This is a genomic window from Streptomyces sp. NPDC018045, assembly GCF_044327445.1.
Taxonomy (GTDB): domain Bacteria; phylum Actinomycetota; class Actinomycetes; order Streptomycetales; family Streptomycetaceae; genus Streptomyces.
This window is the reverse complement of the sequence record NZ_JBIRFL010000003.1, coordinates 27,079-45,647: the sequence shown is the minus strand read 5'-3', so window position 1 is coordinate 45,647 and position 18,569 is coordinate 27,079. Positions and strand designations below refer to the sequence as shown.

General features: G+C 69.6%; 15 protein-coding genes, 1 tRNA gene and 1 pseudogene. 7 read left to right on the top strand and 10 right to left on the bottom strand.

All coding sequences use genetic code 11. The annotated features are described in order from the left end of the window. Positions 1-8 precede the first annotated feature (8 nt). The 5 genes from ACH4EB_RS07765 to ACH4EB_RS07745 form a co-directional block, all read right to left on the bottom strand. On the bottom strand, positions 9-149 hold the full coding sequence (locus tag ACH4EB_RS07765; protein ID WP_398346497.1) for a hypothetical protein: 141 nt from the start codon (positions 147-149) through the stop codon (positions 9-11). Between the two features lie 202 nt (positions 150-351). After that, positions 352-1,212 (bottom strand): hypothetical protein, encoded by an 861-nt coding sequence (locus ACH4EB_RS07760; protein WP_398346496.1) that lies wholly within the window; start codon positions 1,210-1,212, stop codon positions 352-354. 73 nt (positions 1,213-1,285) lie between these two features. After that, entirely contained in the window at positions 1,286-1,537 is a 252-nt protein-coding gene (locus ACH4EB_RS07755) for a hypothetical protein (RefSeq protein ID WP_398346495.1), read from the bottom strand. Positions 1,538-1,825: 288 nt separating this feature from the next. Further along, on the bottom strand, positions 1,826-3,136 hold the full coding sequence (locus ACH4EB_RS07750) for a DUF3631 domain-containing protein (protein ID WP_398346494.1): 1,311 nt from the start codon (positions 3,134-3,136) through the stop codon (positions 1,826-1,828). 536 nt (positions 3,137-3,672) lie between these two features. Continuing rightward, on the bottom strand, positions 3,673-5,346 hold the full coding sequence (locus tag ACH4EB_RS07745) for a recombinase family protein (protein ID WP_398346493.1): 1,674 nt from the start codon (positions 5,344-5,346) through the stop codon (positions 3,673-3,675). An 88-nt stretch (positions 5,347-5,434) separates the two neighbouring features. Here ACH4EB_RS07745 and ACH4EB_RS07740 point away from each other — a divergent pair. Continuing rightward, a pseudogene (locus tag ACH4EB_RS07740) lies at positions 5,435-5,500 on the top strand (metallopeptidase family protein); the annotation flags it as partial. A 517-nt stretch (positions 5,501-6,017) separates the two neighbouring features. On the opposite strand, the gene ACH4EB_RS07735 reads toward ACH4EB_RS07740, so the two are convergent. Beyond that, a complete protein-coding gene (locus ACH4EB_RS07735; protein WP_398346491.1) occupies positions 6,018-6,314 on the bottom strand; it encodes a hypothetical protein in 297 nt (98 codons plus the stop codon). Between the two features lie 254 nt (positions 6,315-6,568). On the opposite strand from ACH4EB_RS07735, the gene ACH4EB_RS07730 reads away from it, so the two are divergent. From ACH4EB_RS07730 to ACH4EB_RS07720, 3 genes are all read left to right on the top strand, one after another. Then, positions 6,569-8,857 carry a DEAD/DEAH box helicase gene (locus ACH4EB_RS07730; RefSeq protein WP_398346490.1) on the top strand — a complete coding sequence of 763 codons (2,289 nt, stop codon included), beginning with the start codon at positions 6,569-6,571 and terminating at the stop codon, positions 8,855-8,857. Positions 8,858-9,109: 252 nt separating this feature from the next. Next, a tRNA-Lys gene (locus tag ACH4EB_RS07725) sits at positions 9,110-9,185 on the top strand. Between the two features lie 334 nt (positions 9,186-9,519). Then, positions 9,520-10,605 (top strand): PP2C family protein-serine/threonine phosphatase, encoded by a 1,086-nt coding sequence (locus ACH4EB_RS07720; protein WP_398347043.1) that lies wholly within the window; start codon positions 9,520-9,522, stop codon positions 10,603-10,605. A gap of 124 nt (positions 10,606-10,729) precedes the next feature. Here the strand turns inward: ACH4EB_RS07720 and ACH4EB_RS07715 are convergent, their stop codons facing one another. Next, the gene (locus tag ACH4EB_RS07715; protein ID WP_398346489.1) at positions 10,730-11,758 is read right to left on the bottom strand and encodes a DUF2332 family protein; all 1,029 of its coding nucleotides are present in this window, start codon (positions 11,756-11,758) and stop codon (positions 10,730-10,732) included. Between the two features lie 564 nt (positions 11,759-12,322). Between ACH4EB_RS07715 and ACH4EB_RS07710 the strand changes: the two genes are divergently transcribed. The 3 genes from ACH4EB_RS07710 (at position 12,323) to ACH4EB_RS07700 (ending at position 16,479) form a co-directional block, all read left to right on the top strand. Next, the gene (locus tag ACH4EB_RS07710) at positions 12,323-13,663 is read left to right on the top strand and encodes a M23 family metallopeptidase (protein ID WP_398346488.1); all 1,341 of its coding nucleotides are present in this window, start codon (positions 12,323-12,325) and stop codon (positions 13,661-13,663) included. 196 nt (positions 13,664-13,859) lie between these two features. Further along, positions 13,860-15,470 carry an MFS transporter gene (locus ACH4EB_RS07705; RefSeq protein ID WP_398346487.1) on the top strand — a complete coding sequence of 537 codons (1,611 nt, stop codon included), beginning with the start codon at positions 13,860-13,862 and terminating at the stop codon, positions 15,468-15,470. 67 nt (positions 15,471-15,537) lie between these two features. Continuing rightward, the gene (locus ACH4EB_RS07700; protein ID WP_398346486.1) at positions 15,538-16,479 is read left to right on the top strand and encodes an aldo/keto reductase; all 942 of its coding nucleotides are present in this window, start codon (positions 15,538-15,540) and stop codon (positions 16,477-16,479) included. Positions 16,480-16,549: 70 nt separating this feature from the next. On the opposite strand, the gene ACH4EB_RS07695 is transcribed toward ACH4EB_RS07700, so the two are convergent. The 3 genes from ACH4EB_RS07695 to ACH4EB_RS07685 form a co-directional block, all read right to left on the bottom strand. Then, complete coding sequence (locus ACH4EB_RS07695; protein ID WP_398346485.1) at positions 16,550-16,855, bottom strand: hypothetical protein; 306 nt, start codon at positions 16,853-16,855, stop codon at positions 16,550-16,552. A 302-nt stretch (positions 16,856-17,157) separates the two neighbouring features. Next, positions 17,158-17,391 (bottom strand): hypothetical protein, encoded by a 234-nt coding sequence (locus tag ACH4EB_RS07690; RefSeq protein ID WP_398346484.1) that lies wholly within the window; start codon positions 17,389-17,391, stop codon positions 17,158-17,160. A 311-nt stretch (positions 17,392-17,702) separates the two neighbouring features. Beyond that, a complete protein-coding gene (locus ACH4EB_RS07685) occupies positions 17,703-18,392 on the bottom strand; it encodes a helix-turn-helix domain-containing protein (RefSeq protein ID WP_398346483.1) in 690 nt (229 codons plus the stop codon). Between the last annotated feature and the right edge of the window lie 177 nt (positions 18,393-18,569).

Here is an 18,569-nt window from a genome sequence, read left to right as displayed (position 1 = left end):
GGAGCAGATCACCTTCGGCTCCCGGTCAGTTCGTGTCGTTCCTCTTGGAACAGGTCAGCCATGTGGCCGACGCGGTAGCGGGCGTCCGCCACGTCCACGTCCGCCGCCTCCAGGCCCAGGGCGGGGGCTAGCGTGCGGATCTCATCCACGCTGCCGGAGTGCGGCGTCCACCCCGTTGCTAGGTGATTGGTCAGCGCCAGAGCCACACGGCCTGTGGCGTCGCTGCGGTGAGTCTGGCCCGTGAGCCAGGTGGCAAAGTTCATGTGCGCCTCCGCGGCGTCTCAGCGGCCCCGCGGAGCCGCGTGCGGAAGGCGGGGGCCCAGGTATGCCAGACCCCCGCCAGAAGGTGTGTCAGGCGCCGGGAAGCAGATCCTTGGCCTCCGCCGGGGACATATCCGCCGGTACCTCCAGAGCGCTGATCAGGCGACCCTCCGCCCGCTCCTTCAGTTCAATTCGTCGGAGCCTGGCCCGGTCCTGGCTGCGCGGGTGGTTGCGGGCCAGGATTTCCCGCTGCCACACCGGAGGGTCCGCCAGCAGTTCCTCACGGCTCATGGTCGCCCAACGGCCGGATGCCACAGGGTCGTTGGTGCCCAGGACGCGGTACAGCTTGGCCCATGTCTCATGCGCCTCGTAGAACCAGCCCAGTCGCTCCTTATCGATAGACGGGGCGTGCCCCTTCGGACCGCCTCCCAGGCCCAGGTCTGCGGTGACCTGACCCAGGCTGTTACTCACTCGAATCCAGGTGTTGAACGCGGTCTCGGCCGCCGTGACGGCCTCCAGCGCCTTGGCCTGGAGGCCGTCGAACTTGGTCAGCAGACGTTCCCGGGTCTCCTCAATGACACCGGTTTCCTTGAGGAGCTGGCGGTATTCATGCCGTGCGCTTTCGACCAGTTTCACGCGAGCTTCGCACTCCAAAAGTGCGTCCGCGCGCCGCGCCTCAATGTCCATGCGCTTGTATGCACCCTTGGGCTTCGGTCCCTCGCCTGAGAGGTAGGCATGGTGCTCCGCCAGTCGGCGCTTTTCCGCCTCTTCTCCCTCGTGCCCCGCCCGCTGCCAGTTGTCCAGGGCGTCCGATGCCTGGTCGTGCAGTTCCGTGACCTTGGCCCAGGCAGAGTGCACCCGTTCCGGCGCTTCCGGGAGGTGTTCCCGAACCGTCAGGTGATTGTAGAGGCGGCCATGCAGATGGCCGGACTTACGATCCAGCTCGTCCATTTTCCTCATGATTCATTTCTCCAGATGAGTTGAGATTGGTTTCCGGCTCAGGTGCTTGCCCGGGGCGAGATGCTTAGGAATTTGTTTGCTGATCCTCATGCCGCGTTGAGTAGATGGGCCGGAGGGCGGAGCGGGCATCGGGTTCGGCTATTCCGCCGTTGTTGTAGGCGTTGCACACAACGTCACCAAGGTCCCGGCAGGCTTCGCCCTGCAAGGCGGAGAACTTGGCGGCGAGGTCGCCGGAATCTGTGCGGTTTGCCAGCTCATGCGCATCGCCAAGAGCAGCGATGATCCGCCGTGAAAGGCGAATGCGGTTGAGGATCACGTGATCTCCATGGGATTTGGGCATATGAAAACCCCGTGCCCCGGAGTTCCGGGACGCAAGGGTGGTGGGCCGGTTGGTGCCCGGTCGCCGCCGGATGAGGCAAGCCCTAGAGACGCCTAGGGCTTTCTACGTGAGGGTTAACTGGGGGGCGTGACACCAGGGGGATGGCGCGGATACATCGCCCCCGGAATGGGGCGGCCGGCCGGGCTATTGCATTTTTCCGCCAGCGCAATGCTGCTGCCTTTCCTGAGTGTCCCGTTGTCCCGTCCTGTCCCGCCCCGCGCGGAGCTATCGGGCCTGGTTGAAAATGTCGGTCGCCGGGGGCGCCGACTCGGATTCCGGCTCCTCCGGTTCGTTGTCGTCCAGGGGAGGCAGAACGCGTTCCCACGCGTCGCGGAGGTCTTCCCAACGCCAGCCATATGTCCGTTCGCTGCCACTCCGGACGCGGACGGATTTCAATCCGTGTTCCCGCAGTAGGCGCCCCACGTCCTCCGGCCGCAATTCCTCTCGTCCGTCGAACCGGGAGAACGCCAAGGGGTCGAGGTCCAGTGCGGCCGTACAGGCGTCATTACGGCTGATGCTGGCTGTGAGCCTGCCCCGGCGCTCCAAGTCCCTGAAATGGGTTTGTAGCGCCGCCAGGAGACGCATGGAGGCGGAGCCTGTGGCGCTCCCGTCGCGTGATTCCTCTTGGGCCGCATCTAGCGCCGCCATGCAGCGTTCCTGCCAGTAATCTCCGGCGGTAGCCGCAACGGCCCACAGACACGACCAGATCTCATGGTCGCGACCGTCCACCTTGTCCCTGACTTCCGAAGCCAGGAGTTCAGCCAACAGCTTTTCCTTTTTGGTGAACCTGTGGGCCGTGTCCTTGGCCCACCGGGCCACGCTTTCTCGAACTTCGGCCAGTTCATCATCATGCGCCAACGGGAAATACGACTCCGGCCGTTCCTCCCGGCGAGCGCGCGTGGTGTGAATAACGAACGTGCGCGTCAGGAGGGCGTCAGGAAGACGAGCCGTCGCCAGTCCGGCGAACGCCACCGGGGCGAAACACGAGTACCGGATCACTTCCGTTTGCTTGTCCTTGTGTGCACGGTGTACCACCGCGCCGCGCTTGTATCCGGCGTTAAGGATGATGGTTAGGTCATCCTGGCTACCGGCTGAATTGGCGGAGTAGGTCCGATCCAGCTCATCAGGGAAGAGCACGATGGGGAAGGCGCCCAGTTCTCCCGACTCTTCCGCCGCCGCAATGAGTCGCAGCATGGCCGCCGACGACATCGAACCCACGTCCTGGCCATTGGCGACCAGCTTGGAAAGGATCTCCAGAGCGCGTGTCTTACCGGACCCGGGAGCGCCGGAAAAGATGCCGAGTCGTGGTGCAATGGGAAGTCCGGGGCACTGCGTCAGCAGGTGTGTGTAGGCCGTCCACAGAACCGCCACCGTGAAATGGTGCGGACTGGGGAACCATATGAACCGCCGTAGCGCCGCCTCAATGTCCGCCAATGCTTCCGCACCGGTCGGGATCGGTGGTTCTGCCTTTGCTTCTGTCTCTGCCAGCTTGTCCGCCTGGAAAGTCCACCCATCAATCTCGATGATGTCCGTCATGCGTCCACCGCCGGAACAAGGCGGTAAGAACGGCCCCGGTACGGAGTGGCGTCGAACACGCGCCTGCCCCGCAGCACGATGTCCGTACAGTGAGAGCCACGGGGGCCGTAATGGGTACTTGCGTCTGTGGCGGACCGCCCGGCACCGTGAATATGGATGCGGGGGCAGTAGGGGCACTCGACCCGATACGTCCACGGGTCGCCGGGAGCCTGTGGCTCTACCGGACGCGCGGGCGCGTCGGGTAGTTCTTCGGTGTGGCACATTCCGGGTTCCTCTCATTCAGCTCACGGTGCGTACCGCGCGCTAGCGTCATTCACAGAGACCCGTTACGCCTTGGGCCTCGTGGTGGCATCCACCGGGGCCCGTGACAACCGGGCGCCCAAAGGGTGTGCCGCCGCTGTGCGCATCTACCGGGGACCGTGACAGCCACGCAACCGCCGCGCGGGGCGGGACAGGACGGGACAGCGGGACAACGCAAAGGGCCCGTTCCTCCCAGAAGAAGGAACGGGCCCTGGGGCTCATTGGCGCCTTTTTAGTTACCGGTCGTCAGCCAAGACCATGGAGACGCCTATATCTGTCGGTTCGGGATCGCCAACCCACCAGAACCGGAATCGGTCTACAGAGGGCCGCACACCGGAGGTAGGGGCCTTGAACAGCCAAGCACGCTCTAGGACAAGGCCGAGGATTTCCCGGCGTTCGGCTAGGGGCCAGTTCTCCCATGCCTCCTCAAACAGCATCCAGTCCCGCAGGAAAGTGATATCTGCGGTCTGGCCACTTGGGAGGGCGGCCAACTCCTTTTCGTATTGCTCCAGTCGGTCGTTGCTGGCGTTGTACCTACTGCGGAAACGTGCCTCACCTCGGTTGCCCTTGAAGAGGCCGTTCAGCTTTTCGTCTTCCAGTCGGTCGAGGAACTGTTCCTCTTCTTGTATTCGGGCTTCCAGGTCCCGCCTGCGGGTGACTCGTTCGGGGTGTCGCAAGTCGGTCCAGCGTTCTGCAATGGCGAGCAGTGCCGGATGGTCATCATCCAACGCAGCCAGACGGGAAACCATTGCCTGAGTGACTATGCGGTCTGCGTAATCACCCTTCATGAGAGTTCCTGGGCACCGCCCGGCGAACTGCCGTCGTAGGCACCGGTAACGAGGCCAGGGCTTCCCGTTTCGGACCCAGTACGCGTCGTACGACTCTCGCGCTCCGCACTCGCCGCAGTGGAGGTAGTCAGACAGAAGGCCAGTTACAGCACGGCCGGTTTCTTTGGATCGAGATGCAGGGACGGCGGAGCGCTTCCAGTGCACTGGGACGCGTTTACCGAACAAGGCCCGGAGTCGAGTTGAGTCCGCCAGAGAGATGAGTTCCGGGGCGACGCGGACCATTTCACCTGACTCGGAATGGCGATATATCTCGCCTTTGTGAGGAAGGTATCCGGTGAGCACAACGCTAGTCACGAGCTGGCGCACGACCGGCCATGACCAAGAGTTAGGAGACTTCATTGGCTTCTCTCGAAGCTTTTGGGCCTTCAGTGGCTCGCCCTTGGCCTCCAACTGGGCAATGCGGATCTTGCGGCTTGCCCAGCGCGGGCAGTCGTAACCCTGGGCGTTCAGCCACGCCGCGATGGAGCGCAGCGACGCCGGTTCCTTTGTGTCCAAGAGCTTCTTCACTATGGCGCGTATGATCTCGGCCTCTTCCGGGTGAAGTTCCAGCTTCCGTTCCGGCGTGACCATGAAGCCGTAGGGGCGTGAGCCCATCCACCGGCCCGCGTCCCGCTCGTCCGCCCGTAGGTCAGTGACCCGGATAGACGTGTTCTTGGACTCCTTGTGCGCCTGGTGCGCCGCCAACGTGAGCTGGATTTCCCAGCCCTCGTTGTTGGAGTCGATACCGTCGGCAATCGAGATGAACCGGCACCCGGTCTCGTAGACAACCCGGATGATCTCGGATGCCTGAGGGATGCCCTGGCGGGTGGCACGGTCCACCTTGAAGACGATCAGCACGTCCGCCAGTCGCTGACGGAGCATGTCCAGGGCGGCGTCCCAGTCGGGACGCTCCACGTAGGTGTGGTAACCGCTCTTGTCCTCATCGGTGAAGACCTTCACGACCTCGGCGCCCAGGTCATCGGCCTTCGCTCGGCCTGCCTTCTCCTGCCTGGGGATGGACGTGGACGTGTCCGTCAGGTCCGAGATTCGGCAGTAGAGGATGGCGCGGAGCAACGCGCCCATAAGTTCTCGCGGTGACACTTTTTCTCCCATGGATACCCAAAGCAGACTAAGCCCGGCCTTCGGACCCGTGTTCGGTGGGTATCTGTGGGTGCACGAGATCGCGCACCACTTCGGGATCGACGACGAACGGCTGCACGCGCTGGGGTACGGCTGAGGGCCGGCGGCGGGCGGTCGCCGGCGGGCGGCCGGAGCGGGCCGGCGGCGGGGGCGGCCGGTTCGCGGCATTCGTGGCGTTCGAGGTGGTGCCGGTGGTGTCCGGGGAGGTGAGCCGGCCCGTACGGACGCGATCTCGTGCGTACGGCGCGTGTCCTCGGACGGTCGGCGGGAGTTGGGCAGGGCGTTCATCTCCGCAGTCTCGTTCTCCGCAGTCTCCGCGCTCCGGATCCGGAGGTCCCGCCCGTGCGCCCGATCGCTTCCCCCCTTACCGGCCCGGCCCTGAACCGGCTCGCCGCCGCCGTGGCAGCCGCCTCCGCCCTGGCCGCGTCGCTGAGCGGCTGCATGAGCGTGAGCGACGCGGAGCCGCCCAAGCCGTCGGGCTCCTCCACGCGGCCCGACGGCGGGCCCGCGCCGGACGGCGGCACGGTGGACACCCGCGGCGGGAGCCCGGACCGCAAGGGGCGCGCGGGCGGCGGCCACGGTGTGGAGGGGCACGCGGGGGCGCCCGCGAGCGATCACACGCCGTCGGCTCGCGAGGCGGAGCCGAAACCGGAGCCTGCGTCGGGCGCCGCGCCCGGCCCCGAGAAGCCCGGGCCGCCCGGCTCCGGCCCCGCGGCGCCCGCTCCGGCGCGGCCCGGCAGCGGCCGGCCCTCGGCCTCCGCCCACCCGCCCCGTACGACACCGACCGTGAAGCCGACGCCGAGCGCGAGCCCGGACCCGCAGCCGAGTTCCCCCGCGCCGTCCCCGACGTCCGTGCCGCCCGCGCCCCCCGAGCCGGAGGGCAGCGGATAGGGGGCGGGCAGGCCGGGCACGGGGTGGACAGAGCTGGGCGAGGGGCCGGGGAGACGCGGTGGGGCACGGGGATTCGGGAGGGCATTTGCCTTCCGGGGGCCGGAGTGAGTATGGTGGTAGATCGTTTGATCCCATTTGCCCGGCGCATGATGCAGCGCCGTGTGGCGCGTTCTCTCCCTTGCCGTGGCTGACCGCATTGAGGCGGTCGTTTGTGAAGTCTCACGGAGTTTGGGCGCGTGCCTGTGCCGAGACTCCGGAAGGTTTCGCATTTAGCATGTCTGTTTCCCTTGATCAGTCCGTCCTGCCCGCAGCCGACGAGCAGGCGGTCCCCCAGCAGGACCAGGCCGTCGTCGAGACGCCTGCCGAGGCCCCTGAGGTCACTGAGGCCGCTGAGGTCACAGAGGCCCCCGAGGTCACCGAGGCCACCGAGGCCACCGAGGCCACCGAGGACGCGGCCCCCGAGGTCACCTTCGGCGACCTCGGCCTCGACGAGAAGATCGTCCGCAAGCTGGCCCAGAACGGTGTCACCACCCCGTTCCCCATCCAGGCCGCGACCATCCCCGACGCGCTGGCCGGCCGCGACATCCTCGGCCGCGGCCGTACCGGCTCCGGCAAGACCCTCTCCTTCGGTCTGCCGCTGCTGAGCCGGCTGGCCGGCGGCAACACGGCGAAGAAGCGCCCGCGCGGCGTCATCCTCACCCCGACCCGTGAGCTGGCCATGCAGGTCAGCGACGCGCTGCAGCCGTACGGCGATGTCCTGGGCCTGAAGCTCAAGGTCGTCTGCGGCGGTACGTCCATGGGCAACCAGATCTACGCGCTGGAGCGCGGCGTCGACGTCCTCGTCGCCACCCCCGGCCGCCTGCGCGACATCATCAACCGCGGCGCCTGCTCGCTGGACGACGTCGAGACCGCCGTCCTGGACGAGGCGGACCAGATGGCCGACCTGGGCTTCCTGCCCGAGGTCACCGAGCTGCTCGACCTGGTGCCGTCCGGCGGTCAGCGGATGCTGTTCTCCGCCACGATGGAGAACGAGATCGGCACCCTGGTCAAGCGTTACCTGACCGACCCGGCGACCCACGAGGTCGACAGCGCCCAGGGCAACGTCACGACCATGACCCACCACGTGCTGGTCGTGAAGCCGAAGGACAAGGCGCCGGTCACCGCCGCCATCGCCGCCCGCAAGGGCCGCACCATCATCTTCGTGCGCACCCAGCTCGGCGCCGACCGCGTCGCCGAGCAGCTCTGTGACTCCGGTGTGCGCGCCGACGCGCTGCACGGCGGTATGACGCAGGGCGCGCGGACCCGCACGCTGGCCGACTTCAAGGACGGCTACGTCAACGTCCTCGTCGCCACCGACGTCGCCGCCCGCGGCATCCACGTCGACGGCATCGACCTGGTCCTGAACGTGGACCCGGCCGGCGACCACAAGGACTACCTGCACCGTTCCGGCCGTACCGCCCGTGCGGGCCAGTCCGGCACGGTCGTGTCGCTGGCCCTGCCGCACCAGCGCCGCCAGATCTTCCGCCTCATGGAGGACGCGGGCGTGGACGCCTCGCGGCACATCGTCGGCGGCGCCGGCGCCTTCGACGAGGACGTGGCCCGGATCACCGGCGCCCGCTCGCTCACCGAGGTGCAGGCCGACTCGGCGACCAACTCCGCCAAGCAGGCCGAGCGCGAGGCGCAGGAGCTCTCCCGTGAGCTGGAGCGCGCACAGCGCCGCGCCACCGAGCTGCGCGAGGAGGCCAACCGGCTGACCGCCCGCGCCGCGCGTGAGCGGGGCGAGGACCCGGAGGAGGCGGTGGCCGCCGCCGAGGCCGCCGTGGAGGAGGCCGCCGAGGCCGTCGTGCCGGCCCAGGCCGCCCCCGAGGCCGACGAGGCGCCGCGCCGCACCTCGAACCGTGACGAGCGGGGCAACTACGAGCGCCGGGACCGCCGGGACAACGACCGTGGCGACCGCGGCGACCGCGGTGGCGACCGTGGCGGCTTCAACCGTGACCGTCGCGACGACCGCTCCGGTGGCGGCTTCAACCGCGACCGCCGGGACGACCGGGGTGGCGACCGTGGCGGCTTCAACCGTGACCGCCGTGACGACCGCTCGGGTGGCGGCTTCCGCCGCGACGACCGCTCCGGTGGCGGCTTCAACCGTGACCGTCGTGACGACCGGGGTGACCGCGGTGGTGACCGTGGCGGCTTCCGTCGCGATGACCGTTCCGGTGGTGGCTTCAACCGTGACCGTCGTGACGACCGTTCCGGTGGTGGCTTCAACCGTGACCGTCGTGACGACCGCTCCGGTGGCGGCTTCAACCGCGACCGCGGCGACCGCCCGAACCGTTCCTTCAACCGTGACGACCGCTCCGGCGGCCGCTCGGCCGGCGGCTACCGCTCCGGCGGCGGCGACCGTCCGTACAACCGCGACCGTCGCGACGACCGTCCCGCCTCGGGCGGCTACCGCTCGGGCGGCGGCGACCGCCCGTACGGCCGCCGGGACGACCACCGCGGCGCCGGCACCGGCTCCTCCTTCGGCCGCCGTGAGGACAAGCCGCGCTGGAAGCGCAACGGCTGACGGAGAGCGTGACGCCTGACGGGCGTCGCCCTCCGGGACCGCGGGGCCCGCGCCGCACTTCCGTACTCCGGTACGGGGTGGGCGCGGGCCCCGCGTCTCAACTCCGCGCCCCGCGCGCCACCTTGGCCGCGCACCCCGCCGCACGGCAGCTCCGCGCGCCACGCCCGCCCCGAAGCGGACGCGGCGCCTCCGCCGGTTCGATGACCCATGCCTTCGGGCTGCGGCGGGAACGCGGGCTATGCTGCTCGGTGCGGGCCATTAGCTCAATTGGCAGAGCAGTGGACTTTTAATCCATTGGTTCAGGGTTCGAGCCCCTGATGGCCCACCAGGTACACACCGGAAGAGAGCCTCCGGACCACCGCACAGCGCCCCGCGCCGGGGATCACCGGCCGGGGGCGCTGTCGTGTTTCCGGGGGGTGAGGGAGTGCTGTGAAGTCGCGCGGGGGAGAGGGCGGGCGCCGTGCGCGCTGCCGCTCTCCCGCGGCCCGAATGACCCGTTCGGCCCAATCTGATTCGCCGCCCGGCCCGCCAGCGGAAAACCTTGGGACGGCGACGGCGGTCGTACGGACGGGCGCGCGGGAGTGGGAGGCAGGCCGGTGCGGGTGCGTCGAGGCGGCAGGGGCCGTACGGGCGATCGGGAGCGGCGGCGCCGCCGCTCCGGAATGTCGCCGTTCGGCCGGCAGTTGGTCTGCTGGCTGCCGCTCATCCTGCTCGTGGCAGGGCTGATCTTCGACAGCGGGACCCCCGCCCGGTACACGGCCGCGCCCTTCTTCTCCGCGGCGCCCTTGGTGGCGGCACCGCTGTACTCGCTGCGCAGTACGGCCGTCATCGCGGCGGCCGCCGTCCTCGCCGAGACCTGGGTCGTGCTCTACCACGGGGACCGCGACACCAACCAGTCCTTCACCGAGGGCCTGACCGTCCTGGTCGTCGCCGTCCTCGCGCTGGGCATCAACCGGGTCGTACGGATGAGCGATGCCCGGCTCGCCTCCGTACGGTACGTCGCGGAGGCGGCCCAGCGGGCCGTGCTGCCGACGCCCGCCGAACGGATCGGCGGGCTGGCGGTCGCGGCGCGCTATGTGGCGGCGCAGGCGGACGCCCGGATCGGCGGCGACCTGTACGCGGTCCAGGACACCCCGTACGGCGTACGGCTGATTGTCGGCGACGTCCGGGGCAAGGGCCTGGAGGCGGTGGAGGCCGCGGTGATCGTCATCGGCGCCTTCCGTGAGGCCGCGGAGCAGGAGGCCAGCCTGGAGGCGGTGGCGGGGCGGCTGGAGCGGGCGCTGCAACGCGAGGGCAGCCGACGGGAGGGCCTCGACCAGTTCGAGGGGTTCACCACGGCCGTACTGGCGGAACTGCCCTCGGACGAACACGCCGCGCTCCGCGTCCTCAACCGCGGCCACCCGGCGCCGCTGCTCCTCGCCCCCGACGGCGACCTGCGCGAGCTGACCCCGAAGTCGCCCGCGCTGCCGCTCGGCATGAGCGAGGTGGCCGGCTGGCCGGACCGGGCGGATGAGACGGCCTGCCCCGCGGGCTCGATCCTGCTGCTCTTCACCGACGGCGTGACCGAGGCCAGGGACGCCGACAACGTCTTCTACGAACCGGCGAAGCGGCTGCGCGGGCGGGTCTGGGCCGGCGAGGGGCCACAGGCCCTGCTGGACGCGCTGGTGGAGGACGTGGCGGCGCACACGGGCGGGGCGACGGCGGACGACATGGCGTTGCTGGCGGTACAGCGGCCCGTGAAGGGGTGAGGAGCGGGGGGACGGTCCGGCTCGGAGGTGGGGCGGAGGCGGGCCTGGGCCGGGTGCCCGGTTCGGCTCAGGAGCAGGGCACCCGCTCGGGCCCCGATTCACCGCAGGGCTCAGGCGCGCGGTCTCACAGCCACTGGAGGCTCTGTCCGTGCTGGCCGGTCAAGGCGACCGGCCGCTCGTCGAGGGCCAGGGTGAGCAGCCGCTCCGTCGTCTGGAGGGGGTGCGGCGGACGGGGTGCGGTGATCCAGGGGAGGACGGAGCGGTGCTCGTTGGAGATCCAGTGCCCGGGGCGGTCGCGCTCCTGGAGGACGGTCCGGACGAGCCGGGCGAACTCCTCGCGGCGCGCCGGCGGGAGATACGTCAGCGCGGAGGTGTGGAAGACGACGAGCGTCGCCTCGGGCGGGGCTTCGGCGGCCAGCGCGGGCAGCGCGTCGATCAGGTCGCCGCGTACGACACGGGGGTGCGGTGCCGCCCGTACGGCCTCGACGGCGGCCCGCTGACGCCATACGCGCTCGTCGGTGGCGCCCGGCCAGACGAGGGCCTCCAGCCAGCGGACGTCGTCGGGGTCGGCCGGATCGAGGGGGTGCAGATCGATGCCCGCGCGCCAGACGATGTCCGGGACGCGATCGGGTACGGGCGTGCCCGGCCCCGTACGGCAGGAGAAGACCGCGGCGCTGTCCGGGGCGCCGAACTCCGGCCGGTCGTCGTAGCGGTAGCGGTAGCGGTCCGGGTACAGGCACAGGCCCGCCGACGCGCCGACCTCCAGGAGGGCCAGCGGCTGGGGGAGCCGGGCGAGGAGCGGCAGCAGGGTCGCGCAGCGGGCCGGTTCGTTGGTTCGCGTCGGACGCCGCATGACGACGGCCCGGACGTCCTCCCAGTGGCGCAGCGTCCACTCACGCCAGCCGCGGTACGCCGCGTCGCCGCGCGGCCCCTGCTCGGCGTACGGGCCGTCGAGGTAGCGGACCGCGGCGAACAGGAGGTTGGGCTGCTGTTTGTCGCCGACGGGCAGGGAGCGCGCGAGGTGACCGCAGAATTCGGGGTCGTGACCGATCCGCGCGGCGAGTTCCTCGTGGGCGTCGGACTGGCCCCGCGCCTGGTACCACGCGAAGTCCACGTACCGATCCGCCAGGGCCTGCGCGCTGTTGACGACCATGATCAGACGTTACTGCGCTCACAGGGGGTGAGTACCGGGCACCCCTGCGCATAACAACTCCCGCACAATCACGCATCACAGGTTTGACGACCGCCCGGCAACTCGCCCCCATTCATGCCCTGATGGGCGTTTAAGTTCAGGCCAAAGCCACCCCAAAACGACCAAGGATTCGGCGGAACGCTTGGTATCGGACCATCGTTTCTATTACAGTCCGATAACGCAGCGCGGTCGTCCCAGCCGTCGCAAGAGGCGGCACCGTGCGCCGACGCCTAATCCCGTCAGCAGGTTCACAACTGAATCACCGTTGGGGCACCGCTGGACCGGCCCGCGGCCGGTGCCGTACGAGCGCGTGTCCTGGGAACCGGGGAACCACCACGTTGGGGTGCGCCGGGCCGGACGGCCGCCGATCCTTCGGAGGCCGCCCGCCGTCCGTGGCAGACCTTCCTGCTCCGAACTCCCCAGCGCCTGTACGACTCTGGAGGCCCCGCCCCCGGTGCCGGGCAGGCCTGGGGGCGGCCCCACCGCTGACCCGGTAGGCAAGAGGAAGGAAAGGAGTGCGCCCCCGTGGCGTCCAACAGCCCTGCCGGCTCCGTCCCCGAAATTCCTTTCGGCGCCGCTCCCGGCGCCTCCGGCCCGCTCCCGGTGCTCGACGCCGGTACGGCCGGTACGGCCGGTGCTGCCGGTTCTGCTCCCGCTCCTGACGCCGCTGCCGCCGCTTCCGGTGGGTTTGCTGCCGCCGCTGCGGTCGCCGGTCCTGGTGCGTTCACTGATCTTGGGGCGTCCACCGGTTCCGGTGCGTTCACCGGTTCCGGTGCATCCAGTGTTTCCGGCGCGTCCACCGATCCCGGTGCGTTCGCCGTGGAGCCCGGGGAGTCCGGCATCGGCGTCTGGGAGGAGTGGAACCCCACCGAGGACACCGTACGGCCCGTACGCGGCAAGCACCGGGTGGCCGGCAGGCAGCGCGGCGGACTCGCCCGCAGCGGTACGGTCCTGGGCGTCGGCGTGATCGCGGCGGTCGGCGCCGGCGGCATGGCCACCGCCGAGGAGAAGCCGCTGCCGGCGATATCCCTGCCGGACGTCGGCGACCTGGCGGACGACCTCGCGGCGAAACTGCCGGACGCCGAGTCCCTGCCGGGCATCGGCGACCTCATACCCGACTCGCCGGGTTCCTCCGGCTCTGCTGCCGATCGGCCCGGTGAGGCCGCGGTCGGCGCCCCCCTCTCGCAGGCCGGGCTCACCCAGGCCGAGGCGGCGCAGGGCATGGGCGCGGGCCAGTCGCTGCGCGACCGTATCCTCCACCAGGCCGACCGGCAGCAGAGCGCCGCCGACCAGGAGGAACGCCGGGCCGCGGAGCAGGCCGCCGCCGAGCAGGCGGCACGGGACGCGGCCGCGCACCAGCAGCAGGCCGAGAAGGCCGCGGCCGCCAAGGAGGCGGCGGAGCGCGAGGCCCGGCGCGCGGCCGAGGCAGCGGCGCGCGAGAAGGCCGAGGCCGAGCGCCGCGCCGAACTCGCCCGCAGCTACGTCTCCCCGCTCACCTCCTACACCCTCACCGCCGGGTACGGCCAGGCCGGTGATCGCTGGGCGGCCAACCACACGGGCCTGGACTTCGCCGCCCCCACCGGCACCCCGGTCAAGGCGGTCCACGGCGGTACGGTCACCCAGGCGGGCTGGGCCGGCGCGTACGGCTACCGCGTCATCCTCACCTTGGCGGACGGTACGGAACTGTGGTTCTGCCACCTGTCCTCCATGGTGCGGACGACCGGCAAGGTCGCCGCCGGCGAGGTCATCGGCCGGGTGGGCGCCACCGGCAACGTCACCGGTCCGCACCTCCACCTGGAAGTACGGCCGGGCGGCACGCCGGTCGACCCGAAGCCGTGGCTGCGCGAGCACGGGCTCGACGTCTGATACCCGGGCGCCCCCTGGGGCAGCCTCTCCTCCACGACACGCGTACGGCGCCGCGGCCGACCTGCCCCGCTGGGCCGCCCCCTCATAAGAGAATCCCTCAACCCGGGCATTTCCCCCGCTTCGCGCGCTGTCCGCCGGGCACTCGGATGGCTGCGCCGCCGGGGTGACCGGCCCCGGCCCGGTTCAGGAGGGTGCGATGAGTCCGAAGGACATGGCGGGGGACACATCCGGGGCCGAGCACGGCGAGGGAGCCGCGACGCCCGGCGGCCACAGCACCGCCGATCCGACCGGCCCCCACCCGCCGCCCGCAGGCCTCCGCAAGGCCACGGATCCCCACACATCCGCCGCCCTCAGCCCGTCCGCCGCCGAGCCCGCCGCCGTCACCACTGCCGTCCCCGCCCGCCTCGACCGTCTCCCGTGGTCGCGCTGGCACTGGATGGTGGTCGTCGGCCTCGGCACGGTGTGGATCCTCGACGGGCTGGAAGTCACCGTCGTCGGCAACATCGCCGGGCGGCTGTCCGAGCGGGGCAGCGGGCTGCCCATCTCGTCCGCCCAGGTCACCGGTATCGCCGCGGCGCTGTACGTGGCCGGCGCCTGCCTCGGCGCGCTGTTCTTCGGACGGCTCACCGACCTCTTCGGCCGGAAGAAGCTCTTCCTGATCACGCTGGCCGTCTACCTGGCGGCCACCGCCCTGACCGCGGTCTCCTTCTCCACCTGGTGGTTCTTCCTCTTCCGCTTCCTGACCGGCTTCGGGATCGGCGGCGAGTACGCGGCGATCAACTCCGCCATCGACGAACTGATCCCCTCCGCCTACCGGGGCCGCGTCGACCTCGTCATCAACGGCAGCTTCTGGCTCGGCGCGATCGGCGGGTCCCTGCTGTCCATCGTCATGCTGGACACCGCCCTCTTCCCCATGAATCTCGGCTGGCGGCTGACCTTCGCGCTCGGTGTCGTCCTCGGCCTGGTCATCCTCCTCGTACGCCGCAATGTGCCCGAGAGCCCACGGTGGCTGTTCATCCACGGCCGGGGCGACGAGGCGGACCGACTCGTCGCCTCCATCGAGAAGCAGATCACCGACGAGAAGGGCGAGCCCCTCCCCGAGCCGGCGGGCGAGATCACCATCCACCCCCGGTCGAGCATCGGCTTCCTGGAGATCGCCCGGACCGTCTTCTCGCGCTACCGCCGGCGCGCCGTCCTGGGCCTCGCCCTCTTCATCGGCCAGGCGTTCCTCTACAACGCCGTCACCTTCGGCTTCGGCGCCATCCTCACCGCGTTCTTCGACGTGTCCACATCGAGCACCGGCTACTTCTTCGCCGTCATGGCGGCCGGCAACTTCCTCGGCCCGCTCGTCCTCGGCAAACTCTTCGACACCGTCGGCCGCCGCATCATGATCTCCGGCACCTACCTGCTCGCCGGCGTGCTCCTCTTCGCCACCGCCTGGCTCTTCTCCGGCGGCCACCTCACGGCCACCACGCTCACCGCCTGCTGGTGCGTGGTCCTCTTCTTCGCCTCGGCCGGCGCGAGCAGCGCGTACCTGACCGTCTCGGAGATCTTTCCGATGGAGACCCGGGCCATGGCCATCGCCTTCTTCTACGCGGTCGGCACGGCCGCGGGCGGCATCAGCGGCCCCTTGGTCTTCGCCGAGCTGACGGAGTCCGGCGTGGCCGCCGACACCGCCCTCGCCTTCTGCATCGGCGCCGCTCTCATGTGCCTGGCCGGCCTGACCGCCGCCTTCCTGGCCGTACGCGCGGAACGCCGCTCCCTGGAAAGCATCGCCAGCCCGCTGTCCACGGCCCCGGGCTCCTGACCCTTTGCCTCCCGTTTCCCCCCGCCCGACTGCGGCTTGGTCTCGCTCCCCTTAGGTTGGAAAGATCATGACTGCGACACAGAAGACTCTCGGCTCCCTGTCCGTCTCGCCGCTCTCCCTCGGAGGCAATGTCTTCGGCTGGACAGCGGACGAGCCTCAGTCCTTCGCCGTCCTGGACGCCTACGTCGCCGGCGGCGGCAACTTCATCGACACCGCAGACGTGTACTCGGCCTGGGTGCCGGGCAACAAGGGCGGTGAATCGGAGACCGTACTCGGCAACTGGCTCGCCTCCCGCGGCAACCGCGAGGACGTCGTCATCGCCACGAAGGTCGGTGCCCACCCGGACCTCAAGGGCCTGGCACCGGCCACCATCAAGGCCGCCGTCGACGCCTCCCTCACCCGCCTGCGCACCGACTACATCGACCTCTACTACACCCACTACGACGACGAGTCCCTGGAAGTCTCGGAGTTCCTCCCGGCCCTCGACGAACTGGTCAAGGCCGGCAAGGTCCGCGAGATCGCCGCCTCCAACATCTCGGCCCAGCGCCTCGAAGCCGCCCTGACCTTCTCGGCCGGCGAGAACCTGGCCCGCTACGTCGCCATCCAGCCGCACTACAACTTGGTTTCCCGTGAAACATACGAGGGCGAACTGGCCGACACCGCCGCCCGTCACGGTGTCTCCGCCATGCCGTACTACGCCCTCGCGTCCGGCTTCCTCACCGGCAAGTACCGCCCGGACAGCGACGTGAACAGCGCCCGGTCCGAGAAGGCCGCCCAGTACCTGGCCACCGACCGCGGCCGTAAGGTCCTCGCTGCCCTGGACACGGTCGCCTCCGCCCACCAGGCCGAGCACGCGACCGTCGCTCTCGCCTGGCTCACCGCCCAGCCCACCGTCGCGGCCCCCATCGCCAGCGCCCGCACCGTCGACCAGCTCCCCGCCCTCATGGCCGCCGCCGACCTCCACCTCACCAACGACGACCTCGCCCTCCTCAACGAGGCCTCAGCCTGAAACCCGCACCCCCACGCGAAAGGGCGGCCGCGCACCCGATGCGCGACCGCCCTTCGTACGTTCCACCGGCCTACTTGCCGCGCCGATCAGCCACCACCCACGAAGCCGCCCCCACGACCCCCGCCACCGCGAACACCGACGGCCAGGCCCCCACCTTCTTGGCCAACGGATGCGCCCCGGCAAACGCCGCCACATAAGCCCCACTCAACGCCACCGCCCCCTTCTTCCCCACCTTCCGCTCCCACTCCCGCGCAGCCACAACCCCCACCGCCGCCAGCGCCACCCCACCAAGCGGCCGCTTCTTCGTCCACCGGGCCACGCCATAACCACCCACGAGCCCCGTCATAGCAACCAACGAACTTGGCACCCTGGCCATGCTTGTACCTCCGTATTGGGGACAACTGGTCCGACCTTACGCTCGGGCTTAACAGCTCTTTCGGTGAGCGCGAGACAGATGTACACCGCTGTGCTCTGCACCGTCGGCGCAGGTCACACAGGCGGGGAACGAGCCGCCAGGCAGCCCGCGCGGGCCTGGCTAGCGCGCATGACTGTGACCGCCCCGTGGCAGCTCCCCTCGGATTCTGTGCCACGGCGTCGCGGCCGTCAGATGGTGAGGTTCAACTGACGGCCGCGACCTGGTCTCTGAAACAGATGGTCAGTGGTGCTTAGTGTTCAGTACTACCGCCGCCGGCCACTGGCACGGCGGCGGCGCAGCCCGCCGTGGGCCTGGTTCCGCTGACACCACGCCGCATACAGCGTGCCGACGGTGTACACGATCACCATGGCCCAGAGGTGCTGAGCATCCTCCGGCTGGCCGATGGCGATCATCACACACGGAGAAACGTTCCAGATGGTGGCCACGGCCTGGGCCGGGGAAGCGATGGAACCGGGGTTCGTGGGATCGTAGGTCATGCGTCATTCCTTCGTTCTTGGATGAGGACAAGGTCGGCGCGAGGCCCGCTGCTCCCCCGGCCTAGACAACCGGGAGCAGCGGGTTCTTGACTGAGGCGGGGCGCGCCCCAGCGGTCTGCGGGGAGGCTTGGCGTTGCTTCGGCGAAAGGTTTCTCCGGCATGCACGGAGGAGCGTCGCGGGCCGGTGGCCTCAGGAATGACCGAGCAGCAGCTCTGTGCCCCTTCCGGACGCGCAGCCGGAGTGAGCGGGAGGAACCTCATGAGGTCCTTTCTGTAAGAGTTCCGGGCCGCCTGACCGTGCTCTGTCCGGCTTATGAGGTCTGGACGGTTGAGCCCGTCCGGCGAATGGCAGCGCTGACCAGCGTCGCGGCGTCATCGGGCCGTTGGGCATCAAGGAGCGCTCCGACGATCCGGAGAACCGCTTGGGCGTCGCGGGCGGCAGCGCTGGAGAGCAAAGTTTCGGCCGCATCCTTCCGCCCGGCGATGTGATACGCGGCGACCGCGTCCCGGATCTCGGACGGCGTGTGATTGCGGCCTGCATGCCACAGCAAGGTGTAGGCGTCCCCCTCCCGTCCCGCCTGCAGGTACCGCAGTGCTTCGTCATCCGGGGGAGCGGAAGATGCCCGCACTGCCGGCGCCGGGCGAGAGAAACGGGGCTTGGGCACGTTAGCCCGGTTTCCCGGTACAGAACCGTGCCGGGACAGGATGGCGTCGCAGCGCGCCTCAAGCGCATCGGCCAGGGGCGGCGGGCCGTCGGAAGAACTGGAATGGTCAGCGAGGGTCCAGAGCCGCACCAGAACGTCCTCCGAGGGGATTCGGCGGCCACGCAGGAAGTCTGAGAGCGACGAACGTGAAACCAGGATGGCGTCGGCAATGGACTGCTGGCTGGCGGATTCCTTGCGGGCCAGCCTGCACAGGTCTGCCAGGAATACGGCGAGCTTCCGCCCCTCGGGCGTGGCGTCGGGGTGGATGCGGTCGCTGACCTGCCCTCTCGGAGGCACCTTTTTCCCTTCTGTATGCCGGGTTCTAGACGGGTTTTTTCGGGTCGCCCTGGTGTCGGCGCGCTGCTTCTCCCCGCGGCGAGCGTTCCGCGACGGATTCTGTCCGAAGATTCTCCCCCCAAGGGGATGGGGAATGTCAAGGAAAAAATGGCGGCAGTCGATATCGATGTTTAGGAT

Excerpts from the sequence above, each read along its gene's own strand:
- ACH4EB_RS07760 (WP_398346496.1), bottom strand. The coding sequence starts at position 1,212 with ATGGACGAGCTGGATCGTAAGTCCGGCCATCTGCATGGCCGCCTCTAC.
- ACH4EB_RS07750 (WP_398346494.1), bottom strand. The coding sequence starts at position 3,136 with ATGACGGACATCATCGAGATTGATGGGTGGACTTTCCAGGCGGACAAG.
- ACH4EB_RS07745 (WP_398346493.1), bottom strand. The coding sequence starts at position 5,346 with ATGGGCGCGTTGCTCCGCGCCATCCTCTACTGCCGAATCTCGGACCTG.
- ACH4EB_RS07730 (WP_398346490.1), top strand. The coding sequence starts at position 6,569 with ATGTCTGTTTCCCTTGATCAGTCCGTCCTGCCCGCAGCCGACGAGCAG.
- ACH4EB_RS07720 (WP_398347043.1), top strand. The coding sequence starts at position 9,520 with ATGTCGCCGTTCGGCCGGCAGTTGGTCTGCTGGCTGCCGCTCATCCTG.
- ACH4EB_RS07715 (WP_398346489.1), bottom strand. The coding sequence starts at position 11,758 with ATGGTCGTCAACAGCGCGCAGGCCCTGGCGGATCGGTACGTGGACTTC.
- ACH4EB_RS07705 (WP_398346487.1), top strand. The coding sequence starts at position 13,860 with ATGAGTCCGAAGGACATGGCGGGGGACACATCCGGGGCCGAGCACGGC.
- ACH4EB_RS07700 (WP_398346486.1), top strand. The coding sequence starts at position 15,538 with ATGACTGCGACACAGAAGACTCTCGGCTCCCTGTCCGTCTCGCCGCTC.
- ACH4EB_RS07695 (WP_398346485.1), bottom strand. The coding sequence starts at position 16,855 with ATGGCCAGGGTGCCAAGTTCGTTGGTTGCTATGACGGGGCTCGTGGGT.
- ACH4EB_RS07690 (WP_398346484.1), bottom strand. The coding sequence starts at position 17,391 with ATGACCTACGATCCCACGAACCCCGGTTCCATCGCTTCCCCGGCCCAG.